This window comes from Kitasatospora sp. NPDC056273, from assembly GCF_042268845.1.
Lineage (GTDB): Bacteria > Actinomycetota > Actinomycetes > Streptomycetales > Streptomycetaceae > Kitasatospora.
In genome coordinates, this window is the sequence record NZ_JBHJSJ010000024.1 from 45,194 (window position 1) to 69,177 (window position 23,984).

18 protein-coding genes and 1 pseudogene are annotated in these 23,984 nt (G+C 74.3%); 7 read left to right on the forward strand and 12 right to left on the reverse strand.

All coding sequences use genetic code 11. The features are described 5' to 3' along the window. Positions 1–213: 213 nt before the first annotated feature. A complete protein-coding gene (locus ACFCY1_RS22180) occupies positions 214–2,280 on the forward strand; it encodes an MDR family MFS transporter (protein WP_375875713.1) in 2,067 nt (688 codons plus the stop codon). 57 nt (positions 2,281–2,337) lie between these two features. Here ACFCY1_RS22180 and ACFCY1_RS22185 read toward each other — a convergent pair whose 3' ends face one another. Both ACFCY1_RS22185 and ACFCY1_RS22190 read right to left on the reverse strand, forming a co-directional pair. Further along, positions 2,338–3,588: an MFS transporter gene (locus tag ACFCY1_RS22185; RefSeq protein ID WP_049653802.1), complete on the reverse strand. Its 1,251-nt coding sequence runs from the start codon at positions 3,586–3,588 to the stop codon at positions 2,338–2,340. Positions 3,589–3,693: 105 nt separating this feature from the next. Then, positions 3,694–4,362 carry a GntR family transcriptional regulator gene (locus tag ACFCY1_RS22190; RefSeq protein ID WP_074005749.1) on the reverse strand — a complete coding sequence of 223 codons (669 nt, stop codon included), beginning with the start codon at positions 4,360–4,362 and terminating at the stop codon, positions 3,694–3,696. Between the two features lie 182 nt (positions 4,363–4,544). Between ACFCY1_RS22190 and lysA the strand changes: the two genes are divergently transcribed. Both lysA and ACFCY1_RS22200 read left to right on the forward strand, forming a co-directional pair. Next, positions 4,545–5,903 (forward strand): diaminopimelate decarboxylase, encoded by a 1,359-nt coding sequence (gene lysA, locus ACFCY1_RS22195; RefSeq protein ID WP_375875714.1) that lies wholly within the window; start codon positions 4,545–4,547, stop codon positions 5,901–5,903. Positions 5,904–5,912: 9 nt separating this feature from the next. Beyond that, complete coding sequence (locus ACFCY1_RS22200; RefSeq protein ID WP_049660390.1) at positions 5,913–6,836, forward strand: LysR family transcriptional regulator; 924 nt, start codon at positions 5,913–5,915, stop codon at positions 6,834–6,836. A gap of 67 nt (positions 6,837–6,903) precedes the next feature. Here ACFCY1_RS22200 and ACFCY1_RS22205 read toward each other — a convergent pair whose 3' ends face one another. The 7 genes from ACFCY1_RS22205 to ACFCY1_RS22235 all read right to left on the reverse strand — a co-directional run bounded on the left by ACFCY1_RS22205 (position 6,904) and on the right by ACFCY1_RS22235 (position 15,928). Next, positions 6,904–7,743 (reverse strand): serine hydrolase, encoded by an 840-nt coding sequence (locus ACFCY1_RS22205; RefSeq protein ID WP_053112553.1) that lies wholly within the window; start codon positions 7,741–7,743, stop codon positions 6,904–6,906. Then, positions 7,740–9,368 (reverse strand): amidohydrolase family protein, encoded by a 1,629-nt coding sequence (locus ACFCY1_RS22210; RefSeq protein WP_375875715.1) that lies wholly within the window; start codon positions 9,366–9,368, stop codon positions 7,740–7,742. The genes ACFCY1_RS22205 and ACFCY1_RS22210 overlap by 4 nt, the downstream gene beginning before the upstream one ends. 29 nt (positions 9,369–9,397) lie before the next feature. Then, positions 9,398–10,198, reverse strand: a complete 801-nt coding sequence (locus ACFCY1_RS22215; RefSeq protein WP_107418955.1) for an amino acid ABC transporter ATP-binding protein — start codon at positions 10,196–10,198, stop codon at positions 9,398–9,400. After that, positions 10,195–11,175 (reverse strand): amino acid ABC transporter permease, encoded by a 981-nt coding sequence (locus ACFCY1_RS22220; RefSeq protein WP_259316988.1) that lies wholly within the window; start codon positions 11,173–11,175, stop codon positions 10,195–10,197. Before ACFCY1_RS22220 ends, ACFCY1_RS22215 begins: the two co-directional genes overlap by 4 nt. A gap of 31 nt (positions 11,176–11,206) precedes the next feature. Then, the gene (locus tag ACFCY1_RS22225) at positions 11,207–12,097 is read right to left on the reverse strand and encodes an ABC transporter substrate-binding protein (RefSeq protein ID WP_375875716.1); all 891 of its coding nucleotides are present in this window, start codon (positions 12,095–12,097) and stop codon (positions 11,207–11,209) included. Positions 12,098–12,287: 190 nt separating this feature from the next. Next, positions 12,288–13,085 carry a hypothetical protein gene (locus ACFCY1_RS22230; protein WP_049654642.1) on the reverse strand — a complete coding sequence of 266 codons (798 nt, stop codon included), beginning with the start codon at positions 13,083–13,085 and terminating at the stop codon, positions 12,288–12,290. A gap of 185 nt (positions 13,086–13,270) precedes the next feature. Then, entirely contained in the window at positions 13,271–15,928 is a 2,658-nt protein-coding gene (locus tag ACFCY1_RS22235; protein ID WP_375875717.1) for an SdrD B-like domain-containing protein, read from the reverse strand. A gap of 490 nt (positions 15,929–16,418) precedes the next feature. Here ACFCY1_RS22235 and ACFCY1_RS22240 point away from each other — a divergent pair, with 490 nt between their 5' ends. Next, positions 16,419–17,387: an NAD-dependent epimerase/dehydratase family protein gene (locus ACFCY1_RS22240; RefSeq protein WP_375875718.1), complete on the forward strand. Its 969-nt coding sequence runs from the start codon at positions 16,419–16,421 to the stop codon at positions 17,385–17,387. Positions 17,388–17,529: 142 nt separating this feature from the next. Here ACFCY1_RS22240 and ACFCY1_RS22245 read toward each other — a convergent pair whose 3' ends face one another. Next, positions 17,530–18,567: an aldo/keto reductase gene (locus ACFCY1_RS22245; RefSeq protein ID WP_049654646.1), complete on the reverse strand. Its 1,038-nt coding sequence runs from the start codon at positions 18,565–18,567 to the stop codon at positions 17,530–17,532. A 119-nt stretch (positions 18,568–18,686) separates the two neighbouring features. Between ACFCY1_RS22245 and ACFCY1_RS22250 the strand changes: the two genes are divergently transcribed. Beyond that, a complete protein-coding gene (locus ACFCY1_RS22250; RefSeq protein ID WP_375875719.1) occupies positions 18,687–19,307 on the forward strand; it encodes a TetR/AcrR family transcriptional regulator in 621 nt (206 codons plus the stop codon). 703 nt (positions 19,308–20,010) lie between these two features. On the opposite strand, the pseudogene ACFCY1_RS22255 reads toward ACFCY1_RS22250, so the two are convergent. Further along, positions 20,011–20,562: pseudogene (locus ACFCY1_RS22255) on the reverse strand (TerD family protein); the annotation flags it as partial. A gap of 258 nt (positions 20,563–20,820) precedes the next feature. On the opposite strand from ACFCY1_RS22255, the gene ACFCY1_RS22260 reads away from it, so the two are divergent. Then, on the forward strand, positions 20,821–22,080 hold the full coding sequence (locus tag ACFCY1_RS22260) for a pyroglutamyl peptidase (RefSeq protein ID WP_375875720.1): 1,260 nt from the start codon (positions 20,821–20,823) through the stop codon (positions 22,078–22,080). A 54-nt stretch (positions 22,081–22,134) separates the two neighbouring features. Here the strand turns inward: ACFCY1_RS22260 and ACFCY1_RS22265 are convergent, their stop codons facing one another. Further along, on the reverse strand, positions 22,135–22,635 hold the full coding sequence (locus tag ACFCY1_RS22265; RefSeq protein WP_049652137.1) for an inorganic diphosphatase: 501 nt from the start codon (positions 22,633–22,635) through the stop codon (positions 22,135–22,137). Positions 22,636–22,864: 229 nt separating this feature from the next. Between ACFCY1_RS22265 and ACFCY1_RS22270 the strand changes: the two genes are divergently transcribed. Next, complete coding sequence (locus tag ACFCY1_RS22270; RefSeq protein ID WP_049652136.1) at positions 22,865–23,941, forward strand: restriction endonuclease; 1,077 nt, start codon at positions 22,865–22,867, stop codon at positions 23,939–23,941. The last annotated feature ends 43 nt before the right edge of the window (positions 23,942–23,984 follow it).

Here is a 23,984-nt window from a genome sequence, read left to right on the forward strand (position 1 = left end):
CGGCTTCGAATCAGATTCGTTCGAATTCGCTCGGCTTCGTCCGGCTCATCGTCGCCCGGCCCGTCCGGGGCCGCCACCGGGACCGCCACCGGGTCACCGGCCGGGCCTCGACCGGGCCTCGACCGGGAAGGCCGCCCGGGCCGCCGTCACCCGGCCTCACCCGGACGGCCGAACCGGATCGCGGCCACCGCCCGCACCCCGGAGGCTGACGGCATGACCGTCGCCACCGAGCCCCCGCCCTCCGCCCCTCCGGTGCTGGACGTCCGGCAGCGGAACGTCGTCTTCGCCACCATCGTGCTCGGCATGCTGCTGGCCGCCCTCGACCAGACCATCGTCGGCACCGCCCTGCCCACCATCGTCTCGGACCTCGGCGGGGCCGCGCACATGTCCTGGGTGGTGACGTCCTATCTGCTGGCCGAGACGGTGGCCACCGTCCTGGCCGGCAAGTTCGGCGACCTGTACGGGCGCAAGCTGCTGTTCCAGATCTCGGCGATCGTCTTCGTCGGCGGCTCGTTCCTGTGCGGGCTGTCCACCAACATGACCCTGCTGATCGCCTGGCGGGCCGTCCAGGGCCTCGGCGCGGGCGGCCTGATGGTCACCGCCATGGCCCTGATCGCGGACGTCATCCCGCTGCGCGAGCGCGGCAAGTACCAGGGCGCGATCGGCGCGGTGTTCGGCGTGGCCACGGTGATCGGGCCGCTGCTGGGCGGGCTGTTCACCGACCACCTGTCCTGGCGCTGGGCGTTCTACGTCAACGTGCCGATCGCGGTCGTGGTGGTCGCCGCGGCCGCCCGGACCATCCCCTCGGTCCGCTCGGCGACCCGCCCGGTCGTCGACTACCTGGGCATCGTGCTGGTCGCGGTCGGCGCCGGCGCGCTGATCCTGGCGACCAGTTGGGGCGGCAACGAGTACCCCTGGGGCTCCGGGGTGATCATCGGCCTGTTCGTCGGCGGCGCGCTGGCGCTCGGCCTGTTCTGCTGGGTGGAGACCCGGGCCGTCGAACCCATGCTGCCGATGCGGCTGTTCCGCAACCCGGTGTTCACGGTCTGCTCGGTGCTCAGCTTCATCGTCGGCTTCGCCATGCTCGGCGCGCTGACCTTCCTGCCGACCTTCCTCCAGTACGTGGACGGCGACTCGGCGACCGTCTCCGGCGTCCGGACGCTGCCGATGGTGATCGGTCTGCTGATCGCCTCGGTCGGCAGCGGCAACGCCGTCAGCAAGACCGGGAAGTACCGGCTGTTCCCGATCGTCGGTACCGCGGTGATGGCCGTCGGCCTCTACCTGCTCTCCCGGCTGGAACCGGGCACCGGCACCGCGCTGGCCTCGCTCTACATGTTCGTGCTCGGCGCCGGCATCGGGCTGAGCATGCAGGTCCTCACCATCGCCGTGCAGAACACCGTCGACTACGCCGACCTCGGCACCGCCACCTCCGGGGTGACCTTCTTCCGCACCATCGGCAGCTCCTTCGGCACCGCCGTGTTCGGCACCATCTACGCCAACAGTCTGAAGACCGAACTCGCCCACGGGATCGGCACCGCCGCCCGGCTCACCGGCGCCGACCCGGCCGTGCTCGCCCACGCGGCGGAGAGCCCGCAGGGCCTGCACCGCCTGCCGGCCGACCAGGCCGCGCCGATCGTCCAGGCCTACTCCGACGCCCTGCACACCGTGTACCTGTGGACCATCCCGGTGGCCGTGGTCGGCTTCGTGGTGGCGCTCTTCCTCAAACAGGTGCAACTGCGCGACACCGCCAGAGCGGGCTCCACCGACATGGGCGAGGGCTTCGCCCAGCCGACCACCGCCGACTCCGACCCGCACCTGGAGTACTCGGTCTGCAAGATCGTCCGCGGGGTCGACCTCGACACCGTCCGCACCATCGTCTCCGGCGCCGACACCCGGGTGGACCTCGCCGGGGCCTGGGCGCTGATGGAGGTGGCCGGCCACAAGAAGGCCGTCGGCCACGCCTCGCTCGACCTCATCGCCGCCCGCAAACGGGTACCGCCCGAGGTCCTGGAACCGGTCTTCGACCGGATGGCCGCCGAGGGCTACCTCCGCCGCGACGGCGACCGCCTCTCCCCCACCGAGGCCGGCACCCACGAGGTCCGCACCCTCGCGGGCGCCTGGTCCGACTGGCTCAACGCCCGCCTCGACGCCGACGCCGGCCGCCCCCGCAGCCCCCAGCTCAGGGCCGCCGCCGACACCATCGCCTGGCGCCTCCTGGTCGAGGACCTCGCCAACGGCCTCCCCGCCCACGCCCGCCCCAAGGACGACGCCAAGGTCTGACAGCAGGCCGCCCCCGCCCGGGGATGGGCGCGGGCGGCGGGGGCGGCGGCGGTGGGGTCAGCGGGAGGCCTCGGCGGGGGCGGTGCGGCGGGAGGAGAGGGTGATCACGGCGAGGCTGGCGAGGGCGAGGGCCGTCACCACGCTGAGCATCACGGTGTAGGAGGCCAGCGAGGAGAGCGCCGCGAGCACCGCGGGGAGCAGGAAGCCGGAGTAGCAGAGCGCGTAGTAGACGCCGGTGATGCCGGCCAGGTCGTCGGGGGTGACGATGCGCTGGATCTCCAGCAGGCCGGAGACCACCCCGATGCCGTAGGCGGCGCCGAGGAGGACCGCGCCGGCCAGGCCGAGCAGCGGGGAGCGCAGCGCCGCGTCGGCGGCGCAGACGGCCATGCCGCAGGCCATCAGCACCATGGAGACGATGACGCCGCGCGCCGAGGAGAGCGAGTCCAGGCGCTTGGCGAAGGGCTGGACGAGGGCGCCGGTGCCGAGGGTGAGGACGGTCAGCAGGGTCGCGTAGGCCAGCGACCAGTGGCCGAGCCGGTCGCCGACCAGCTGCGGGGTCACCGCGTACGCGACGCCGGCCGAGCCGAACACCCAGGGGGCCATCGGCAGGACCACCCGGACGAAGCGCCGGTGCCCGGCCGCCGGGACCTTGAGGTCGGCCCAGAGGCCGCGGACGGCGGCGGTCGCCCGCGCCCGGGTCTCGACGGCCTTCGGGAGCAGGAACAACGCGGGCAGGGTGACCAGCAGGTGGGCGAGGTACGGGGTGACCATCGGCCAGGGGCCCCACTGGGCGAGCACGCCGGCCACCCCGGCGCCGAGGCCGAAGCCGAGGGTCAGGGCGAGGGAGGCGCGGCGGGCGCCGGCCCCCTGGTCGGCGGTCGGGTCGTGCGGGGCCTGGGAGAGCTCCTTGACCCAGCTGGTGCCGACGGCCATCGCGATGCCGACGGCTATGCCAGTGAGGAACCGCCCGGCGTAGATGGGGAGTTCACCGGTCACGCCGCCGCACAGCACCCCGCTGGCGGCGAGCGAGGCGGCCACCGCGCCGATCATCAGCGGGCGGCGCCCGTAGCGGTCCGAGGCGGCGCCGCCGACCAGCAGTCCGGGGACCAGCCCGAGGACGTACGCCCCCAGGAAGGCGTCCACGGTGACCTCCGAGTAGCCGCCGAGGTGGCGGTACATCAGCAGCAGCGGGGTGAACTGGTTGCCGCCCCACCCGCAGCAGAACATGGCCAGGGCGGCGAGCAGCCACGGCCGCCCCCGGCCGGAGGGTGCGACGGGACCGGCGGACGGTGGCCGGGTGGTGCTCATGGTGGTGCTGCTCCTTGTCGGATGGGAGGTCCCGGCGGTCCGTCGGGGCTGTGCGCGCGAAACGCCCGTCGGTGCGCGAACGCGTCGGCGCGCGATGGGGGAAGGTCAGCGGTCGGTGACGGCGCGGTGGGCGTCCAGGTGGGCGCGCAGGGCGGCGGTGAAGCCCTCGGCGTCGCGGGCGGCGATCCGTTCGACGAGCACGGTGTGCTCCTCGACCAGCGAGGCCAGCCGCTGCCGCTGCCCCTCCGGCTGCACCTGGAGCAGCTGCACGGCCATCCGGCGCTGGCGGTCGCGCAGCGCCCCGTAGAACCGTTCGGCGAGCTCGTTGCCGGAGGCCGTCACGATGCCCCGGTGGAAGGCCTCGTCGGCGTCGGCGAAGGCGCCGAGGTCGGCCCGGCGGGCGGGTTCGCGCTGCTGGTCGATCAGCTCGGACAGCTGCCGGACGAGCGCGTCGAGGCCGTCGGGGCGGCGGGTGATCCGGCGGACGGCGGTGCTCTCCAGCGCCTCGCGCAGTTCCAGCACGTCCTCGGCCTCGCCGGGGCCGACCGGCACCACCACGGCTCCGCGCTTGGGGAAGAGCTGGAGCAGGCCCTCGGCCTGCAGCCGCAGGAAGGCCTCCCGGACCGGGGTGCGGCTGAGCGAGGCGCGCTCGGCGATCTCGCCCTCGCTGATCAGCGTGCCGCCGGGGAGGCCGCCGCCGAGGATGAGGTCCTTGGTCAGGTCGTACGCGCGGTCCGCGGCCGGGACGCGGGCGGGGGGCGGGGTGTCGGCCATGGACCACACCGTAGCACCATAGATGCAAGCTTAGATGCAACAGTCGGGACAGAGCCGTGAACCGGGCCGGAGCATCGGTTTCGGTACTGCTCAGGGCCGGAAGAATGCGCTTTCTCACCCCCTCCCGCAGGGCCGAGGATGGGCGGGGCCAACCAGCCTGCCGGGAGGAAGCCTTGTCCCCTGTGTCCCCAGCCCTGCCGCCCCTCGACCCGGCCCTGCCGCCCGTCGACCCGGGCCTGCTGCCGCTCACCGCCGAATTCCGCCCCGAGGGCCTGGCCGTCGGCGGCGTGCTCCTGGACGAGGCGGCCCGCCGGTACGGCACGCCGCTGTTCGTCTACGACGAGGAGCACCTGCGCCGACGCTGCCGGGAGGCGGTGGCCGCCTTCGGCCGGGGCAACGTCGCCTACGCCTCCAAGGCCTTCCTCTGCACCGCGATGGCCCGCCTCGCCACCGAGGAGGGCCTGCTGCTGGACGTCGCCTCCGGCGGCGAGCTGCGCACCGCGCTGTACGCCGGGGTCGACCCGGACCGGATCGTGCTGCACGGCAACAACAAGGACGAGGCCGAGCTGCGCACGGCGCTGACCGTCGGCCTGCGCCACATCGTGGTGGACAGCTTCGACGAGCTGGACCGGATCGAGCGGCTGCACCGCGAGGAGGGCCTGCCCCCGGCCCGGGTCCAGCTGCGGGTGGCGCCCGGGGTCGCGGCCGGCGCCCACCAGGCCATCCAGACCGGCGGCCACGACTCCAAGTTCGGCTTCGGCCTGGCCGACGGCGCCGCCGCGGCCGCGGTGCGCCGCGCCCGGGGCTCCGCCGCCGTACGGCTGGAGGGCGTCCACGCCCACGTCGGCTCCCAGGTGCTGGACCCGGCCGAGCTGGCCGACGGCGCCGCCGCGGTGGCCCGGTTCGCGGTGGAGCACGGACTGCGCCGGCTGACCGTCGGCGGCGGCCTGGGCGTGGCCTACCTGAGCGGGCAGAGCGCCCCCTCCTTCGCGGTCTGGGCCGAGCGGGTCCGCGCGGCGGTGCGCGGCGCGGGCTGGAGCGGCGAGGTGGGCGTCGAGCCCGGCCGCTCGATCGCCGCCCGGGCCGGGCTGACGCTGTACCGGGTCGGCACCGTCAAGCGGATCGAGGGCGTGCGCACGTACGTCAGCGTGGACGGCGGGATGAGCGACAACCTGCGCCCGGCGCTGTACGGCGCCCGCTACGAGGCCTTCCTGCCGCGCTGCCCCGAGGCGCCCCGGCCGGGGCACGCCCGGCTGGTCGGCAAGCACTGCGAGAGCGGCGACGTGATCATCGACGACGCCGCGCTCCCCGCCGACCTGCGGGTCGGCGACCTGCTGGCCACCCCGGTGACCGGCGCCTACGGCTACGCCATGGCGTCCAACTACAACAAGCTGCCGCGGCCCGCCGTGGTCTTCGTCCGCAACGGCGAGGCCCGCCTGGTGGTGCGCCGGGAGACCGAGCACGACCTGCTCCGGCTGGACGTGGCCGCCGGCGACGGCCTCGGGGAACCGGTGGCTGCGCAGCGGTCGCATGCCGTCTAACCTGGGCCGATGCTGAACAGCGCCCGACTGCACGTCCTCCTGGAGATCGCCCGCCGGGGCACCATCGTGGCCGCGGCGCAGGCCCTGCACCTGAGCCCGTCCGCCATCTCGCACCAGCTCGCCCGCCTGGAGCAGGAGCTGGGTGTCGCGCTGGTGGAACGGGCTCCGCAGTCCCTGCGCCTGACGCCCGCGGGTGTCCGGCTGGCCGAGCACGCCCAGGCGATCGCCGATCTGATGGCCGTCGCCCAGGACGACCTGCGGGCGCACGCCGAGGGCGCGGCCGGGGTGCTGCGGATCGGCTTCTTCGCCTCCGCCGGGCTGGACCTGCTGCCCCGGGCGCTGGCCGCGTTCTCCGCCGCGAACCCGCAGGTGGAGCTGGAGCTGATCATGGGCCAGCCGCACGAGCTGGTCCCGGACCTGGAGGCCGGCCGGCTGGACGCGGCCGTCGTCTTCGAGCACCCGCTGGACCCGTGGTGCCGCCAGGCGGCGGTGGACGTGCGGATGTACTTCGAGGAGCCGCAGCTGGTCGTGGTGCCGCTGCGGCACCGGCTCGGGCGGCGCTCGCTGGTGCGGCTGGCCGAGCTGGAGGGCGAGAGCTGGATCGGCACCCACGGCGGCAGCACCGGCGAGCCGGTGCTCGAACGCGCCTGCGCGGCCGAGGGGTTCCGCCCCCGGGTGCGCTGCCGCAGCGACCACTACCAGGTGACCATCAACCTCGCGCGGGCCGGCATGGGCGTCGCGCTGATCCCGGCGCTCGGCCTGGCCGACAGCGCCGGGGTGCACGTCTGCCGGCTGGACCACCCGCAGCTGCACCGCCGGATCGGGGTGGCCACCCGGACCACCAACCGCAACCCGGTGCTGCGGTCCTTCCTCGCCGAACTCGGCGCGGCGGCCGGGGAGATCAGGTCGCTGCTCGACATGCGCTGGGCCTGACCTCCCCGGCCCGGACGTCCCCCGGCCCGGACCATGCCCGGCCCTGACCTCCCCGGCCCGGAGCCCGTCAGGCCGGCCGCTGCGCCCAGGCCGCGAGGGCGCCGCCGACGTCCCGGATGGCGTGCACGGCGGCCCGCTCGGTGCTGGGCCCGAGCGCCACGTCCCAGTGCGCGACGACCGCGTAGGCCACCCGCCGGGCGCCCACGATGACGCCCGCGTCGGCCCGCACCCCGGTGTCCGTACCGGTCTTGTTGGCCACCAGCAGGCGGCCGGGCAGCGGTTCGGGGAAGCCGGGGGCGTACGGGTCGTGGTCGATCAGCGCGGGCACCAGGCCGTGGTCGGTGTTGGCGCGCATCCAGCCGAGCAGCCGGGCCGAGGCCCCCGGGGTGGCCATGGTGCCCCGGACCGCGAGGGCCACCAGGCGGGCCAGGTCGCGGGCGGTGCCGGTGGCGAAGACCGGCGGGACGTCCGGCCCGCGCTCGTCGCGCACCCGGTCGTGCAGGGTGAGCCGCTCGAGCCCGAGGTCGTGGGCCAGCCGCGCGGTGGCCGGCAGGCCGACCAGCCGCAGCAGGGCGTTGGTGGCGGTGTTGTCGCTGACCGCGGCGGTCAGCCAGGCCAGGTCCTCCACCGTCCAGCCGGGGCGGCTGAGCCGGCCGAGCAGGCCGGTGCCGCCGGTGACGTCCTCGGGGAGGATCGCGGCCGGCTGCCCGGCCGCCAGTTCCCCGTTGTCCAGCCGCCGGGCGACCTCGGCGAGCAGCAGCAGCTTGGAGGCGCTGGCGACGGGCAGCACGACGGTGTCGTCCACCCCGACCGCTTCGCCGCCGTCCACGTCGACGGCGGCCACCGCGAGGGTCAGCGGGAGCGCCGCCGAGCTGCGCGCGGCGGCGGCCACCTGGGCGAGGCTCATCGGACCCGCACCACCTCTCCGGCCCGGCTCGCGGTCGGCCGGCCGCCGCGCACCGCGACCCGGCCGGCCACCACGACGGTCTCCACGCCCGCCGGCGCCAGCAGCGGCCGCTCGAAGGTCGCGCCGTCCAGGACGGCCGCCGGGTCCAGCACCACCAGGTCGGCGACGGCGCCGTCCCGGACCACCCCGCGCCCGGCCAGCCGGAACCGCCCGGCGGGCAGGCCGGTCATCTTGTGCACCGCGAGCTCCAGCGGCAGCAGGCCCTGCTCGCGCCCGTAGTGGCCGAGGACCCGGGCGAAGCTGCCCGCCCAACGGGGGTGCGGGCGGCCGGGTTTGGGCACGCCGTCCGAGCCGATCATGGACAGCGGGCTGGCCAGCACCCGGCGGACGTCGTCCTCGCGCATCGAGTGGCTGATGATGGTCACCTCGCCCTGCGCCTCCAGCAGCAGGTCGCTCACGTAGTCGACCGGGTCGGCGCCGCGCTCGGCGGCCAGGTCGGCGATCCGGCGGCCCTCGGCGGTACGGCGGGCGGGCGCGGCGGCCACCGAGATCAGGTCCCAGCCGCCGTTGCCGACGGTGTTCTCCCAGCCCTCGACGCCGTTCGCGATGTCCGCCCGGATCCGGTCCCGCACCTCCTTGCTGCGCAGCCGCTCCAGCAGGGCGGCCGGCCCGCCCTCGCTGGTCCACGGCGGCAGCATCGCGTGCAGCACGGTGCTGCCGGCGGTGTACGGGTAGACGTCGCAGAGCACGTCCACGCCGTCGGCGCGGGCCTGTTCCAGGCGCGGCAGGGTGCGCAGGGTGGCGCCCCAGGCGTGCCGCCCGGCGGTCTTGTGGTGGGAGACCTGGAGCGCCGCGCCGGAGCGCACCGCGATCTCCAGCGCCTCCTCCAGGGCCTTCTCCACCTGGGACATCTCGTCGCGCAGGTGCGTCACGTACGGCTTGCCGTGCCGCGCGGCGACCTTGGCCAGGGCCACGATCTCCTCGGTGTCCGCGTAGACGCCGGGCGGGTAGATCAGGCCGGTGGAGAGGCCGGCCGCGCCCTGGGCCAGCGCCCGGTCGAGCAGGTCGCACATGGCGGCCAGCTCCTCGGGGGTGGGCGGGCGGTCCTCGAAGCCCATCACCCCGGCGCGCAGCGTGCCGTGGCCGACCAGCGAGGCGATGTGGTTGCGGCGCAGTTCGGGCCGCTGGCCGGCCGCGAAGGCGTCGAAGTCCTCGGCGGGCAGCACCGGCCCGAGGCCGAAGGAGACCCGCAGGTGCCCGGCCAGTTCGGGCAGCCGCTCGGGCAGGGCGGGGAACAGGCTGATCCCGCAGTTGCCGCTGATCTCGGTGGTGACGCCTTGGAGCAGCGGGGCGAGCCGCAGTTCGTCCAGGGCGTCGCCGTCGGTGTGGGTGCCGCCGCCGAAGGGGGCGGCGAGCGCGTCCGAGTGGGTGTGGACGTCGATGAAGCCGGGAGTGACGACCCGTCCGGTGACGTCCAGCGTCTCGGCCGCGGCCACCGCGGTGCCCGGCGGCAGGACGGTGACCCGGCCCCCCGCGACGGCGAGGTCGGCCGCGCGGCCGGGCGCCCCGGTGCCGTCCACCAGGGTGCCGCCGCGCAGCAGCAGGTCGACCGGGGTCGTGGTCACGTCCGCTCCCATCAGTCCTGTCGCTCCCATCAGAGCACCGTCGAGAGGAAGGCCCGGGTGCGGTCGTGCCGCGGGGCGGTGAACACCTCGGCCGGGCTGCCGGCCTCCACGACGGCGCCCTCGTCCATGAAGACGACCCGGTCGGCGACCTCGCGGGCGAAGCCCATCTCGTGGGTGACGACGATCATCGTCATGCCGCTGCGGGCGAGGTCGCGCATCACGCCGAGCACCTCGCCGACCAGCTCCGGGTCGAGCGCGGAGGTGGGCTCGTCGAAGAGCATCAGGGTCGGTTCCATGGCCAGCGCCCGGGCGATCGCCACCCGCTGCTGCTGGCCGCCGGAGAGCTGGGCCGGGTAGTGGTCGGCGCGGTCGGCCAGGCCGACCCGGGCGAGCAGCTCGCGGGCCCGGCGCTCGGCCTCCTGGCGCGGGCGCCCCTTGACCGCGATCGGGCCCTCCATCACGTTCTGCAGCGCGGTGCGGTGCGGGAAGAGGTGGAAGCGCTGGAAGACCATGCCGATCCGCTCGCGCTGGTGGCGGATGTCGCGCGGCCGGCGCTCGCGCAGCCTGCTGCCGGAGGCGCCGTGCGGCTCGTAGCCGACCAGCTCGCCGTCCACCTCGATCCGCCCGGCGTCGATCTTCTCCAGGTGGTTGAAGCAGCGCAGCAGGGTGGACTTGCCGGAGCCGGAGGGGCCGATCACGCAGAGCACCTCCCCCGCCCGGACCTCCAGGTCGATGCCGCGCAGCACCTCCAGCTCCCCGAAGTGCTTGCGCACCTTCCGGGCCGACAGGACCACCTCGGCGGTCGGCTTCGCCGGATCCGTACCCGTCACTTGCCCTCCCCCTTCTTCACGCGCTTCTGTGCTGCGCCGCGCCCCGGCCGCAGGTTGGCCAGCACCCGGCGGTGCAGGGCCGGCGGAGCGCCGGCCGGGTTGAACTTCCGCTCCACCGCGTGCTGGGCGACGCTCGCGATGGTGGTGAGCACCAGGTACCAGAGGGACGCGACGATCAGCAGCGCTATCACCTCGAAGTTGGCGAGGTAGAGGTGCTGGGAGACGGTCATCAGGTCGGCGCCGGCGATGACGGAGACCAGCGAGGTGGTCTTCAGCATCGAGATGAACTGGTTGCCGAACGGCGGGATGATCACCCGCATCGCCTGCGGCAGCACCACCCGGGTGAGGATCTGCCGGTTGGACATGCCGAGCGAGGCGCCGGCCTCGCGCTGCCCGGGGTCGACGCTCTGGATGCCGGCCCGGACGATCTCGGACATGTAGGCGCCCTCGTTGATCGACAGGCCGAGCAGTGCCGCCACGAAGCCGGTGATCAGGGTGTTGGACTGCCAGCTGACCAGCTTGGGCCCGTCGAACGGGATGCCGATGCTGATCTCCGGGAAGAGCAGCGCCAGGTTGAACCAGAAGATCAGCTGGACCAGCAGCGGGGTGCCGCGGAAGAACCAGGTGTACGCCCCGGCGGTGGTCCGCAGCACCGGGCTGTCGGACAGCTGCATCACCGCGACCACCACGCCGATGACGATGCCCACCACCTGGGAGATCAGGGTGAGTTGGACCGTCACCCAGAGCCCTTCCAGGATCACGCCGTCGAACTGGTACCGGGCGACGATGTCCCAGTGCAGGTTGGGGTTGACGATGATCGTCCAGGCCAGCCAGACGGCGACGAAGGCCGCCGCCAGCACGGCGAACCAGCGCGCCGGGCGGGGCCGGCCGGTGACCTCGAAGGCCAGGTCGTCGTCGGCCGCCGCCTCGGCGGTCGGGACTCGGCCGGCCGGTGCGGGCATCGCGGGGTCTCTCATGTCGGTGCTCATCTCGTCGGTGCCGCCGTTCTCACTGCGCCGCGTTGACGGTGGCGCGCTCCACCGCGCTGCCGCCGACCTGGTAGGCGTCCAGCACCTTGCGGTACTCGCCGCTCTCGATCAGCTCCTGGAGCGCCTTCTGCACCGCGTCGCGCAGCCCGGAGTCCTTCTTCGCCACCGCGATGCCCCAGGGCGCCGTCCCGTACTGGTCCGGCAGCACCTCGTAGGAGCCGCTGTTCTGCACGAACATCTGCGCCACCGGGTAGTCCACGATCGTGGCCACGGCCCGCTCGCTGTCCAGCTGGAGCAGCCCGGTCGGGGCGTCCTCGCTCTGCGAGATCGCCATCCTGGTGGCGCACTTGGCGTTCTGCTGCTCGCCGATCTCCAGGTTGGAGCTGCCCTTGGCGAGGACCACCTTCTTGCCGCAGAGGTCCTCCAGGGACTTGATGCCCTCGGGGTTGCCCTTCTTCGTCATGATCACGCCGCCGGTGCGGAAGTAGTCGACGAAGTCGACGGCCTGGCGGCGCTGGGCGCTGTCCGTCATGGAGGACATCACCAGGTCGTAGCGGCCGGCCTGGAGGCCGGGGATCAGGCCGTCGAAGGAGGAGTTGGCGAGCTCCAGCTTCAGGCCGAGCCTCCCGGCGACGGCGGCGGCGAGGTCCGGGTCGACCCCGGTCAGCTCGGTGGTGCCGGGCTTGTACATCTCCATCGGCGGGTAGCCGACGGAGGTGGCGACTCTGAGCACGCCGCTCTGCTTGTTCTTCGCCGGGAGCAGCTCGGCGGCGCTCTTCCCGGCGTTCTGCGCGGCCTGGGCCGCGCCGGCGGCCGGGGAGCCGCCCTGGTCGGAGCGCCCGCAGGCGGTGGCGGCCAGGACGACCAGGGACAGTGCGGCCAGACAGCGCAGGGAACGGGGGCGGTTCATCGGCTACTCCCTCGGGCGGTGACGGTGCGCCGATGCTGGCAGCCGGGTCCGGGTGAACGGAAGATGATGAAGCTATTGCTGCCTCACCAACGATTTTTGTACGGCTGACCGCCCTGTCCTGCGGCTTCCGGCCGTACCGGGCCGGCCTGGTCGCCCGGTCAACCGGTCAGCCGACCGACCGGTGCGCCGGTCAGCCGGTGAGCCACGGGGCCTCGGGCAGCTTGGCGTCCGGCTGCCGTCCGGCGAGTTCGACGGTGGTGGGGGTGCCCAGCCCCGGCATCCGCATCGTCACCCGGCGCAGCCCGCCGTCGCCGTCGACCCAGTAGGTCAGCGGCGAACGGGCACCGTCGGGCGCGGCCCCCTGGGCGCGCGGACCGGCGAAGCGGTCGTAGCCCTTGCCGTCGATCCGGTCCCGGCCCAGCCAGCGGGCCCCGGACTGGGCGAGCAGCAGCGGGTTGTCGGGGCGGTCCGCGCCGAGCTGGACCAGCAGGTTCAGTCCGGCGTCCAGCGGATCCGCCGTGTAGGTGCGCGGCGACCAGCCCTGGCGCGGGATGCGCTCGGCCTGCTCCCAGGCCGGGGCGTCGGTGGCGGGGGCGGTGCCGGCCTGGTCGGGGGCCAGCCCGAGGCCGCCGGTGTCCCAGACGATCAGGCCGTGGTCCAGCGCCCCGCTCGCGCCGGTGGTCCGGTAGCGGCCGACCCCCCGGTGGTTGCGGTAGTCGACGACCCCGTCGACCCGGATGGTGACGCCCCCGCCCTCCTCGGCGGTGAGCGTCACCGCCACCGGGCTCGCCTGGTAGAGGTTCAGCCGCGACAGGGCGAGCCGGCCGGCCTCGTCGGTGGTCACCGGGCGTTCGACGGCCTCGTCGGAGACCGTCCGGTAGACGGCCACGCCGCCCGCCGCGGCGCCGCACACCACGATCGCGATCAGGGCCTTGAGCCAGTGGGACCGCCGGGGCCCGCGGCCGTCGGCCTTCGTCTTGCGGGGCATGCAGCCGCTCCCTCTCCTCGGTCGGACACGACAGTCGGGCGGGCCCGGGGACCAACGGTCCCACGAACCCGCCCGATTCGGGCCCGGTGCCGGTCTCCCCGCACCGGGCCCGGTACGAACACCCCGTCCGGGGCTTAGGGCCTGTCGTCGAACTCGCGTCTGCGGGCCGACGCCGGGGCACGCACCTAGCCGCGCTGGGCGGCCTTGCGCCTGCGGGCCACCAGCACCGTGGCGGTGCCGAGGGCGATCAGCGCCGCCGCGCTGGTCAACACGATCGGCATCCCTTCACCCGCACCGGTGTTGGGCAGGTGCCCGGACGCCGGGGGTGCCGGGGCCGGCGGCACCGGGGCCGCCGTCGTCGGCGCCGGGGTCGGCGTCTCGGTCGGGGTGGGCGTCGGTGTCGGCGTCGGGATCAGCTTGTTGACGGCCGTCACCTCCACACCGGCGTCGAGGTTCGCCGAGGTCAGCTTCAGCGGGCCGAAGACGGTGACCTCCGGCGCCGCGTAGCCGTCCGGCGGGCTCAGCTCCTGCCAGTAGTACGTCCCCGGCACGCCGGTGCCCTGGCAGATGCCGTCGGCGCCGGTCGTGCAGGGCTCACCGACCTTGGTGTCGGGCTTGTCGCCGGTCGGCTGGAGCCCGTCGGTCCCGTTGGTCTCGTGCCACAGCTGGAACTTGGCGCCGGCCAGCGGCTTGCCGTCCTGGTCGTGCTTGACCAGGCGCAGCGCGCCCTCCTGGAGCCGGAAGCCGAAGTCGTAGGTGTGGTCGTTCTCGCCGGGGCCGCCGGTGGTCAGCGCCCGCTCCGGGAACCTGCCGTCCTTCGGAACGATGCCCTTGGAGTCGATGAAGTGGTTGTCACCGACGTCGTGGTCGGTCGGCACCCACTGGAAGAGGGGGCCGTCCTTGGCGTAGTCCGCCGGGTTGTCCAGCTTGATCGTGTACTTGGTCCTCGGCTTGAGGCCGCCGTCGACGTTGCTGTCGTCGAAGTAGTACTCGCCGCGCTTGGTCGTCTTGGTGGTGCCGACGAGCTTCCCCGACTCGTCGTACAGGTGGACGGTGGCACCCGGAACCGGCTTCTGGCCCGGCAGTTGGAGGCCGCTGCGCTCGGGGTCGTACCAGACCCGGTTGCCGATCTGGAGCGGTGCCTGGTCGCAGAGCACCTCCAGGTCGCCCATCGCGGCGCCCTTGCCGAACGGCGGGATGCCCGGGCCCGTGTTGAGCCGCACGCCGCCGTCCGCCTTGCCGTCGCGCTTCTGGAAGGCGCTGCCGTAACCGAAGGCCTGGCTGTCGCTGTCGTAGCCCGAGGTCACGATGGAGTCCTCGACCTTCGAGAACGCCATCCCGGCGTTGGCCGGGTTGTTGTGGCCGATCCGGGCGTTGTCGAAGAACCGCTGGCCCCGGGCCTTGGACCCGCAGCCCAGGTTGGTGTCCAGCACGTACGTGCCGTTCTCCGGGCAGGCCTTGAGGAGGTCGCCGCCGGGCAGGACCTTGGACATCGCGCTGCCCGTCGGGCTGGCCGCCGACTGGTCGCCGAAGCGGTCCCGGAAGGCGAGCAGCATCGAACCGTCGGTCTCGAAGGCGATCTCGGCGACCGCCGGCTCGGGGTTGGCCAGGTAGTTGGCCCCGCAGGCCTGGCCGTTCTGGGTGGTCGGGAAGGTGTCCTGCCACGGGAACCAGGCGGTGCCCGGGCACGGGCCGCCGACCGTGGTGCCGCGCGGGTAGTCGAGCGGCTGGTTCAGCACGGCCGGCTTGAACGCGCCGGTGGACAGGTCGAACGGCAGCACCACGGCGCGCAGGTCCGTGGCCTTGCCGGTGGACTCGCCCGAGCAGACGCCGCCGAGGAAGCCGGTGCCGTCCTGGATGCCGAGGCCGTACGGACGCCAGTCCCCCGGCGCCGGGCAGCCCGGGTCCGGGATGGCGTAGGCGGCCTTGGGCGCGGCCGCCGTCGCCGCGGTGGCGTCGTAGCGGTAGAGCTTGCGGTCGTTCAGGTTGACGACGAAGAGGTCCTTGCCGTCGTCGGTGATCTTGATGCCGCCGAGGCTCTCCTTGCCCACCGGGGCCAGGAAGCCGTCGTCGTTGCCCGGGCCGTGCGGGGTGGTGCCCGCGTCCGGGACGGTGGCGAACAGCGTGGTCTTCTTCGTCGCCCAGTCGGTGACGTAGATCCCGCCGGGGCCGCCGGGGCCGTAGGCGGTGGTCCGCTTGGCCTGGGCCGAGGAGAACACCCGCTTGTCGGCCTTGTTCCAGGCGATGCCGTACAGGTTGCCGGTCTGCCCGGCCGTGGCCACGTCGGTCAGGGTGAAGCCGGTGCCGGCCGTACCCCGGGACTCGTACGGGAAGGACACCAGCGTGTGCTGGGCGGCCCCGTCCTGGGGCGGGTTCTGACAGGTCGACACCAGCGGCGCGTTCTTCTGGCAGTAGTCACCCGGGCTCCAGAGCCCCGTGGTGATCTCCACCTTCTTGCCGCCGGAGAGGTCGACGAACTCCTCGTTGGAGCTCAGCTTGTTCGGCCCGCCGTCCAGACCGTCGCGGGAGGCGAAGGCCGGGTAGAGCACGCCCGGCTTCGGGTTCACCACCTGGACGCGGTACTTGCCGCCGGTCAGCTTGCTCGCGGCCGGCGCCAGCGTCACCGTGCCGTCCGCCGCCGTGGTGCCCTCGATGGCGACCCCGGCCTCGTCGGTGAGCGTCACCTTCACGCCCGCCATGCCCGATTCCAGCCCGGGCGTCCACACACCGTCGGTGTCCACGGCCCGGATCACGTGGACCGCCACCGTGCCGTCGCCGGTCTGGGGGAAGGCCGGCGGGGCCGCCGCCAGGGACCAGGAACCGGCCAGTACGGCCAGCGTCACCGCGCCGCCCGCGGTGCGAAGGCCCGCGGCGCGGCGGCCGGGTGGACCCGTCCGCCGCCCGCCGGAGCCGCGCGCGGCACCGACGGTTCGATCATTTGTCGTCGTCATCCCTGCTCTCATCATCCAGTTGGGCCTGCCGCCCGACCTCGGGAGCGAGTTCGCGAGTGGCGGAAAGCCGCCATTGTTAACGGGAGCTTAAAGGGACTTCACACAAGTTCGCCGGGAAACAAGGAACTTTGACAGGAGATCAGACGTTACGAGGCCGTCACGGCTGCTCATCCGGCCCCGGCCGTCGAGCCGTTGACCAGCGCCGATCCGCCTGCTGAGGCCCGCCGCCCCCGGCCGTCACCGTACCGCACCGTTGACCGTCGAACACTCTTCCCCCCGGAACCGTCCACACCGGGCCCCGACTCACCCACCCCACCCACAACTTGGGCAACAACCGGCCACCGGCTGGCCCCGCCCCGGGGCGGACTGGCACGATGTCCGAATGCGCATTCTGGTCATCGGCGGCACCCGCTTCATCGGATTCCACTTCGCCGAGGCGGCACTGGCCGCCGGGCACGAGGTCACGGTGGTACACCGGGGCCGCTCCGGCGCCGGACTCCTCCCGGACGCCACCCACCTGATCGCCGACCGCGACGCCGACCTGTCCGCGCTGCGCGGCCGGCACTGGGACGCCACCGTCGACCTCTGCGCCTACTACCCGCGCCAGGTACGGGAGTTGGCGGCCGCCCTCGACCCCGGCGCCGCCGGGCGCTACCTGCTGGTCTCCTCGCTCTCGGTGTACGACGTCCCGGCCGCCCCGGGCTACGCCGAGGACTCCGCCCTGCTCCCCGCCGACGGCCCCGAGGCCGAGGAGATCACCGCCGGGACCTACGGCGTCCTCAAGGTCCAGTGCGAGCGCGCCGCCCGGCAGGCCTTCGGCCCGGAGACCCTGCTGGTCCGCCCGACGTACGTGATCGGCCCCCGCGACTACACCCACCGCTTCGACTACTGGGTGGAGCGCCTCACCCGGGGCGGCGAGGTGCTCGCCCCGGGCCGGCCGGACGCGCCGCTCCAGGTGGTCGACGTCCGCGACCTCGCCGCCTGGATGCTCGCCCTGCTGGAGCGGGGCGCCTCCGGCGCCTACCACGCCGCCACTCCCCCGCCGTTCGGCATCGGCGACCTGCTCGACGCCGTCGCCACGGCGGTCGCCCCGCCCGGCACCACCCTCACCTGGGTGGACGAGGACTTCCTCCGGGCCGCCGGCGTCCAGGAGCGCGCCCTCCCGCTCTGGCCCGCCGACCCGGAGAGCCGCGCCACCAGCACCGCCGACCCGGCAGCCGCCCTCGCCACCGGCCTCGCCCTCCGGCCGGTGGCCGACAGCGCCCGCGACATCCAGCCGTTCGAGCGCGTGCCGGGCACCCTCGACCCCGAGCGGGAGGCCGAACTCCTCGCCGCCTGGCACCAGCGGTAGCGGTAGCGGCGCCGACGCGGAGTCCACCGGCACGGGGCCGACCGCCGCCCCGCGACAGCCGGTCCGGCCCCGGCCCGGACATCTCCCGGGCCGGGGCCCACGCCGCTCGGGCCTCCGCTGATCGCCACGCCCCCTGCGCGCCTCAGCCCGCCAGGGGCGGGTTGAGCCGGGCGAACGCCTCCTGCCGCCGGTACGGGAAGTACGGGTACGGCGCGGTGCGGGCGCTCGCCGCGTCCAGCCGGGCCACCTGCTCCTCCGTCAGGGACCAGCCGACCGCGCCGAGGTTCTGGCGCAGCTGCTCCTCGTTGCGGGCGCCGATGATGACCGAGGAGACGGTCGGACGGCGCAGCAGCCAGTTGATCGCCACCTGGGGGACGGTGCGTTCGGTCTCGGCGGCGACCTCGATCAGCGCGTCGACCACCCGGTACAGCAGCTCGTCCTCCACCGGCGGGCCGTAGTCGGCGGTGTCGTGCAGCCGGCTGCCGTCCGGGAGCGGCTGCCCGCGGCGGATCTTCCCCGTGAGCCGGCCCCAGCCGAGCGGGCTCCAGACCAGGGCGCCGACGCCTTCCTCCTGTGCGAGCGGCATCAGTTCCCACTCGTAGTCGCGGCCGACGAGCGAGTAGTAGACCTGGTGGGCGGCGTACCGGGGGCGGCCGTGCCGGTCGGCGAGGGCGAGGGACTTCATCAGCTGCCAGCCGGAGAAGTTGGAGACGCCGGTGTAGCGGATCTTGCCGGCCCGGACCAGGTCCTCCAGGGTGGCGAGCACCTCCTCGATCGGGGTGCCGGCGTCGTAGGCGTGCAGCTGGAACAGGTCCAGGTAGTCGGTGCCGAGGCGGCGCAGCGCGTCGTCGACGCTCCGGACCAACCGGGCGCGGGAGGTGCCGGCGTCCTGCGGGCCGTCGCCGGTGGGCAGTCCGGCCTTGGTGGAGATCAGCACCTGGTCGCGGCGGCCTCGGACCGCCTGGCCGAGCACCTCCTCGGAGGCGCCGTCGGAGTAGACGTCGGCGGTGTCGAAGAGGGTGACTCCGGCATCGATGGAGATGTCGAGGAGCCGGCGGGCCTCCTGGACGTCGGTGGTGCCCCAGGCGCCGAACAGCGGGCCGCGCCCGCCGAAGGTGCCGGTGCCGAGGCTGAGCGCGGGCACCTTGAGTCCGGACGCGCCGAGCCGGCGGTACTCCATGTCGGTGGCGATGGTCATGGCGGATTTCTCCCCTCGAAGCCCCTAATGGGACCGCTGTTCCGTTAGGATGCTCTGAACCTAGCAGAGCCCACCCGTCTAATGGAACAGGAATCCCGTTAATGGCCGTCGAGCCCTCCACGCCCGGCACGGTCCGCCCCGGCGGCCGGACCGCCCGGGTCCGCGCCGCCGTCCTGCGCGCCGCCGAGGACGCCCTGGTCGAGCGCGGCTTCAGCGGCCTCGACCTCGGCGACATCGCCCAGCGGGCCGAGGTCGGCCGCACCACCCTCTACCGCCGCTGGGGCAGCACCACCGCGCTGGTCGCCGACCTGCTCGCGGACATGGCCGAGCAGTCGCTGCCGCGCACCGACAGCGGCTCCCTCGCCGGGGACCTCCGGGCCAACGCCCGGCTCGTCCAGCGCACCCTGGCCGACCCCCGGCAGGGCGCGCTGTTCCGCGCCGTCATCGTGGCGGCGACCTGCGACCCGGACGCGGCCGAGGCCCTGCGGCACTTCTACCGGCGCCGGGTCGAGGAGTGGGCGCCGTGCGTCGCCGCGGCCGTCGAGCGCGGCGAACTCCCGCCGGACACCGACGGGTTCGAGGTCGTCCGGGCGGTCTCGGCACCGCTCTACTACCGGATGCTCACCACCGCCGAGCCGCTGGACGAGGCGGCCGCGGACCGCGCGGCGGAGGCCGCCGAGGCGGCGGCCCGCGCCGGGGCGTACCGGCGCGGGGACGACTAGGAACGCGAACGGCCGCACAGCGCCGAAGCGTTGTGCGGCCGCCGGGCGCGGCGAGGGCCCTGGAAGGCCGGAACGACGCTCCGACATCATCCGACCGACGGCGAGGGCCGCCGGGGGGCTCCCCCGGCGGCCCTCGGCGCGACCGTGACCTGACGGTTCAGAAGACGGTTTAGAAGAAGCCGTCGTCCTCGTAGTAGTTGTTGACGACCACCTGCGGGTCGTCGTCGAAGGCCTCGTTCAGCAGCGCACCGCCGACCAGGCCGGCCGCGCCGGCGCCGATCAGCGCGCCGGTGCCGAAGCGCCGTCCGCCCTGGGCCTGCTGGCCGGGCACCTGCGGCGGCTGGCCCTGCTGGACCGGCTGCGGGTAGCCCGCCTGCGCCGGGGTGTAGAACGGCGGGACGTTGGTCTGCACCCGCTGGGCGCAGGCCACGCAGGCCTCGATCTGGCGCGGCACGCCCCACTGCGGCGACCAGTACACCGCCGTGGTGCCGGCGCCGTGCGAGGGGTCGAAGAAACACGTCACGGGGTAACTCCCTGGTCCTTGCTGGGTCATCGGAACGGCGGGCGCGGCGGCGGGCAGCACGGCCGGCACCGGGGCCGCGACCGGCGCCGGCGGCGCGGCGGGCGGAGCCACGGGCGGGGCGGGCGGCGCGACCGGCGGCTTCACCGGGGCGGGCGGGGCGGCGGCGGGCGCCGGCTGCAGGACGTCCACCCCGAAGTCGGTGGCGATGCCCGCGAGCCCGTCGGCGTACCCCTGCCCGACCGCCCGGAACTTCCAGTCCGCGCCGTGCCGGTACAGCTCGCCGAACACCATCGCCGTCTCGCTGCCGGCCTCCGACGCCACGTCGTACCGGGCCACCTCGGTGCCGCTGTCCGGGTCGACGACCCGGATGTGGGCGCCGCGGACCTGCCCGAAGGACTGCCGCCGCTGCGCCGCGTCGTAGATCGCCACCGCGAAGACGACCTTCTCCACCCCGGCGGGGACCTCCGCGAGCCGGACCTCGACCTGCTCGCGGTCGGCGCCGCCGCCGGCCCCGCCCAGGTGGCGGACCGAGCCGTCCGGGCTCCGCAGGTTGTTGAAGAAGACGAAGTGCTGGTCCGAGGCGACCTTCCCGTCCGCCCCGCAGAGCAGCGCGCTGGCGTCCAGGTCGTACCCGTCACCGGCCGTCCAGCCCAGGCCCACCCGCACCACCCGCACCCCGGGGGCCTGCTTGCCCAGGGAGACGTTGCCACCCTTCGTCAGGGCCACGCTCATGGAACTTCCTCCACCACCGTACGAGTACCGCTGTTCGACCACGACAACGCTGTAGAACTCGCGGCGGTTCCCGGTCGAACCGCCGGCTTTCCGTCCGGGCCGGAACGCCGTCCCACCAGCGGCGGAACGCCGCCCGAGGGGCCCCCGGCGGCGCCTCCCGGTACCGGGCGGGCCGGTCCGGCGGCCCCCGGACCGGCGTACGGCGCGCCGTGTCGGCACTCTGGCGGGCCGTCAGGTCCGGACCTATTGTCAGCGCACATGACATGTCTACGCCGCACCGCCGGACTGGCCGCCGCGCTCGCCGGAACCCTCGTCGCCCTGCTGGCCCCGGCCGCCGCCCAGGCCGCCCCGGCCGGCTGCCGCACCTCCGCCACGGTGCCGCTGGACGCCGAGCAGGCCCGCCTCCAGGACGCCCGCACGGCCGGCTTCACCGAGCGCTCCGGCCTGGGCGAGCTGCTCGGCGGCTTCCCCTCCGCGCTGTGCGCCGCCCGCAACGCCCGGCAGGCCGAGCGGGTGGCCGACACCTGGGGCCGGACGCTCTGGCAGGCGGGCGTGGACCGCGCCCAGGGCCGGCGGCCGAGCGGCGAACTGCCCGCCCGGGACGACCGCCCGCTGTACTGGACCAGGCTCGCCATGACCGTCCAGCTCGCCCGCTGGCAGCCCCGGTTCGACGTCGACCACGCCGCGCTGCGGGCCCGTTTCGAGGACGCCTCGCGCGGCCTGGACGACGGTTTCAGCGCCGCCCCCGGCGTCCGGCGGATCTTCGTCAGCGGCTTCGACCCGTTCGGCCTGGACGCCGAGGCGCGCCGCGCCAACCCCTCCGGGTCCGCCGTCCTGCAACTGCACGGGCAGCGGATCACCCTCGCCGACGGCAGCGCCGCCGAGGTCCGGGCGGTCGTCCTGCCGGTGCGCTACGGGGACTTCGACAAGGGCATCGTGGAGCGCGCCTTCACCCCGCACCTGCGGCCGGGCCGGCAGTCCGCCGACCTGATCACCAGCATCAGCCAGGGCTACCCGGGCAAGTTCACCCTGGAGGAGTGGGCCGGGCGCGCCCGCTCCGCCGACCCGGCCACCGACAACGTCGCCGCGCTCTCCGGCGGCACCTCCCAGCACCCGGTGGACGCCCCGGGGCTGGCCCCCGGGCCGCAGTTCGTCCGAACCACCCTGCCGACCGACGCCATGCGGGCCGTCCAGCAGCCCTTCCCGGTGCTGCTCAACACCTTCGTCACCGAGATCCCGGCGGGCGGCACCGGGCCGGTCTTCCGGCCGGACGGCCCCACCCCCGGCTCCCGCGCGGTCTCCGGTGGCGGCGGCGGGTACCTCTCCAACGAGGTCGCCTACCGCTCCAACCGGCTGCGCCTGCTCCTCGCCCCGGACCTCCCCGGCGGCCATCTGCACACCCCGGTCCTGAACGGCCTGCCGGCCGACCCGGAGCGGCTCACCGCACCCGAGTTCGAGCAGAACGAGGCCGCGATCGGCGACGAGGTCCGCGCGATCCTGAGCGCCGCCAGGCTCTGACGGACCGTCCGGGCACGCCCCGGGGACGGTCCGGGGCCGCCCGGGGGGCGCCCGCTACGCCGGGTCGGCGAAGCGGGTGCCCGCCGCGCGGGCCCGCGACTCGGCGATCTCCGCGTAGGCGGCGTCGCGGCCCGCCCAGTGCGAGCCCTCGACGGACTTGCCGCGCTCCAGGTCCTTGTACACCTGGAAGAAGTGGGTGATCTCCAGCAGGTCGAACTCGCGCAGGTCGCCGATGTCCCGCAGGTCGGCGTAGCGCGGGTCGTGGGCCGGGACGCAGAGCACCTTCTGGTCCGGGCCGCGTTCGTCGCGCATCACCCACACGCCCACCGCCCGGCAGGTGAGCACGCAGCCGGGGACGGCCGGCTCGCCGCCGAGCACCAGGGCGTCCAGCGGCTCGCCGTCGCCGCCGAGAGTGCCCTCGACGTAGCCGTAGTCGGCGGGGTAGGCGGTGGCCGTGAAGAGGGTGCGGTCCAGCCGGATCCGGCCCGCCACGAAGTCCATCACGTACTTGTTCCGCGACCCCTGCGGGGTCTCGATCATGACCTCGAACTCCACCGCTGGCCTCCTCCTCGGCTCCTGGGGGGATTGTCCGCCGTCCGGACGGCCACCGGAAGCACCCCCGCCGTCGAGCCGCCCCCGCGCCGCCCGAGGCCCGTGCGCACGCCGGTGCCCGTGCGCCAGGTCTCGATTGTGCGGCGGAAGTGACGGCCCGACAATTCTTCGTCCACGATTCCTCTACGGTGACGCCTGCAACAGCCGTCACCATGCAAGAGGGGGCACGCCCATGTCCCGGAGCCGGAAGCTCCACCGCCTCAGCAACCCCGACGCCGACGAACGCCGCGCCCAGCGCGCGCTCTTCCGTCACCTCCGCGACGACACCAACGCCAACCGCGGCCGGATGGCCAGGCGCGTCCGCGAACTCCAGCTCCTGCTGGCGATGGACCCGGTCGAGTTCGAAGGCCTCATCGCCCGGCTGATGGAGGCGATGGGCATGAAGGTCGAGCTCACCGCCCGGTCCCGGGACGGCGGGGTGGACGTCCGCGGCATCGACCCCGACCCGTTCCGCGGCGGCAACGTCATCGTGCAGGTGAAGCGGTACCGGGACACGGTGGCGCCCACCGCGGTGCGGGACCTGTACGGGACGCTGCGCCACGACCAGGCCGCGACCAAGGCCGTCCTGGTCACCACCAGCAGGTTCGGCCCCAGCTCGCACCAGTTCGTCGCGGGCAAGCCGATCACCCTGCTGAACGGCTCCGAGCTGGTCGGTCTGCTCAAGCACCACGGCTTCCACGAGGTCTTCGCGGCCGTCCAGGACGAGGCCTCCGCCGAGGCCGGCGCCCTGGACGGACTGCCCGCGATCGAGGTGGCCGCCGAGCCCTCCCGGCTGCTCCTGCACTGGACCGGGGAGGAGGAGTACGACATCGCCGCCCTGGTCTGCCGGGGCAACGTGGCGCTCTCCGACGACCACCTGGTGTTCTACAACAACGGCTCCACGCCGGACGGTTCGGTGCGGCTGGTGACCGGCTACGGCGACGCGAACGCCTGCCTGATGGTCGACTTCGACGCGCTGCCCGCCGACGTCGACCGGCTGGTGGTCATCGCCGCCGCGGACACCGAGAACCACCCCGGGGCCACCATGGGCGGGTTCGCCGGGCCCGCGCTGATCCTGGAGGCCGGCGCCGGACAGGACGCGGCCGTGGTGCACCTGGCGGACGGCGCGGAGACCAACACCGCGATGCGGCTCGGCCGGTTCGACCGCGAGCCCTCCGGGGACTGGGAGTTCACCCCGGCGCTCGCCGGGTACCCGGGCGGGCTGCGGCAGGCCGTGACCGCGTACGGCCTGGAGGTCGTGGACGCGTGACCCGGCGCGACACGACGTGAGGTGAGGTGCCGACGCGGGGCAC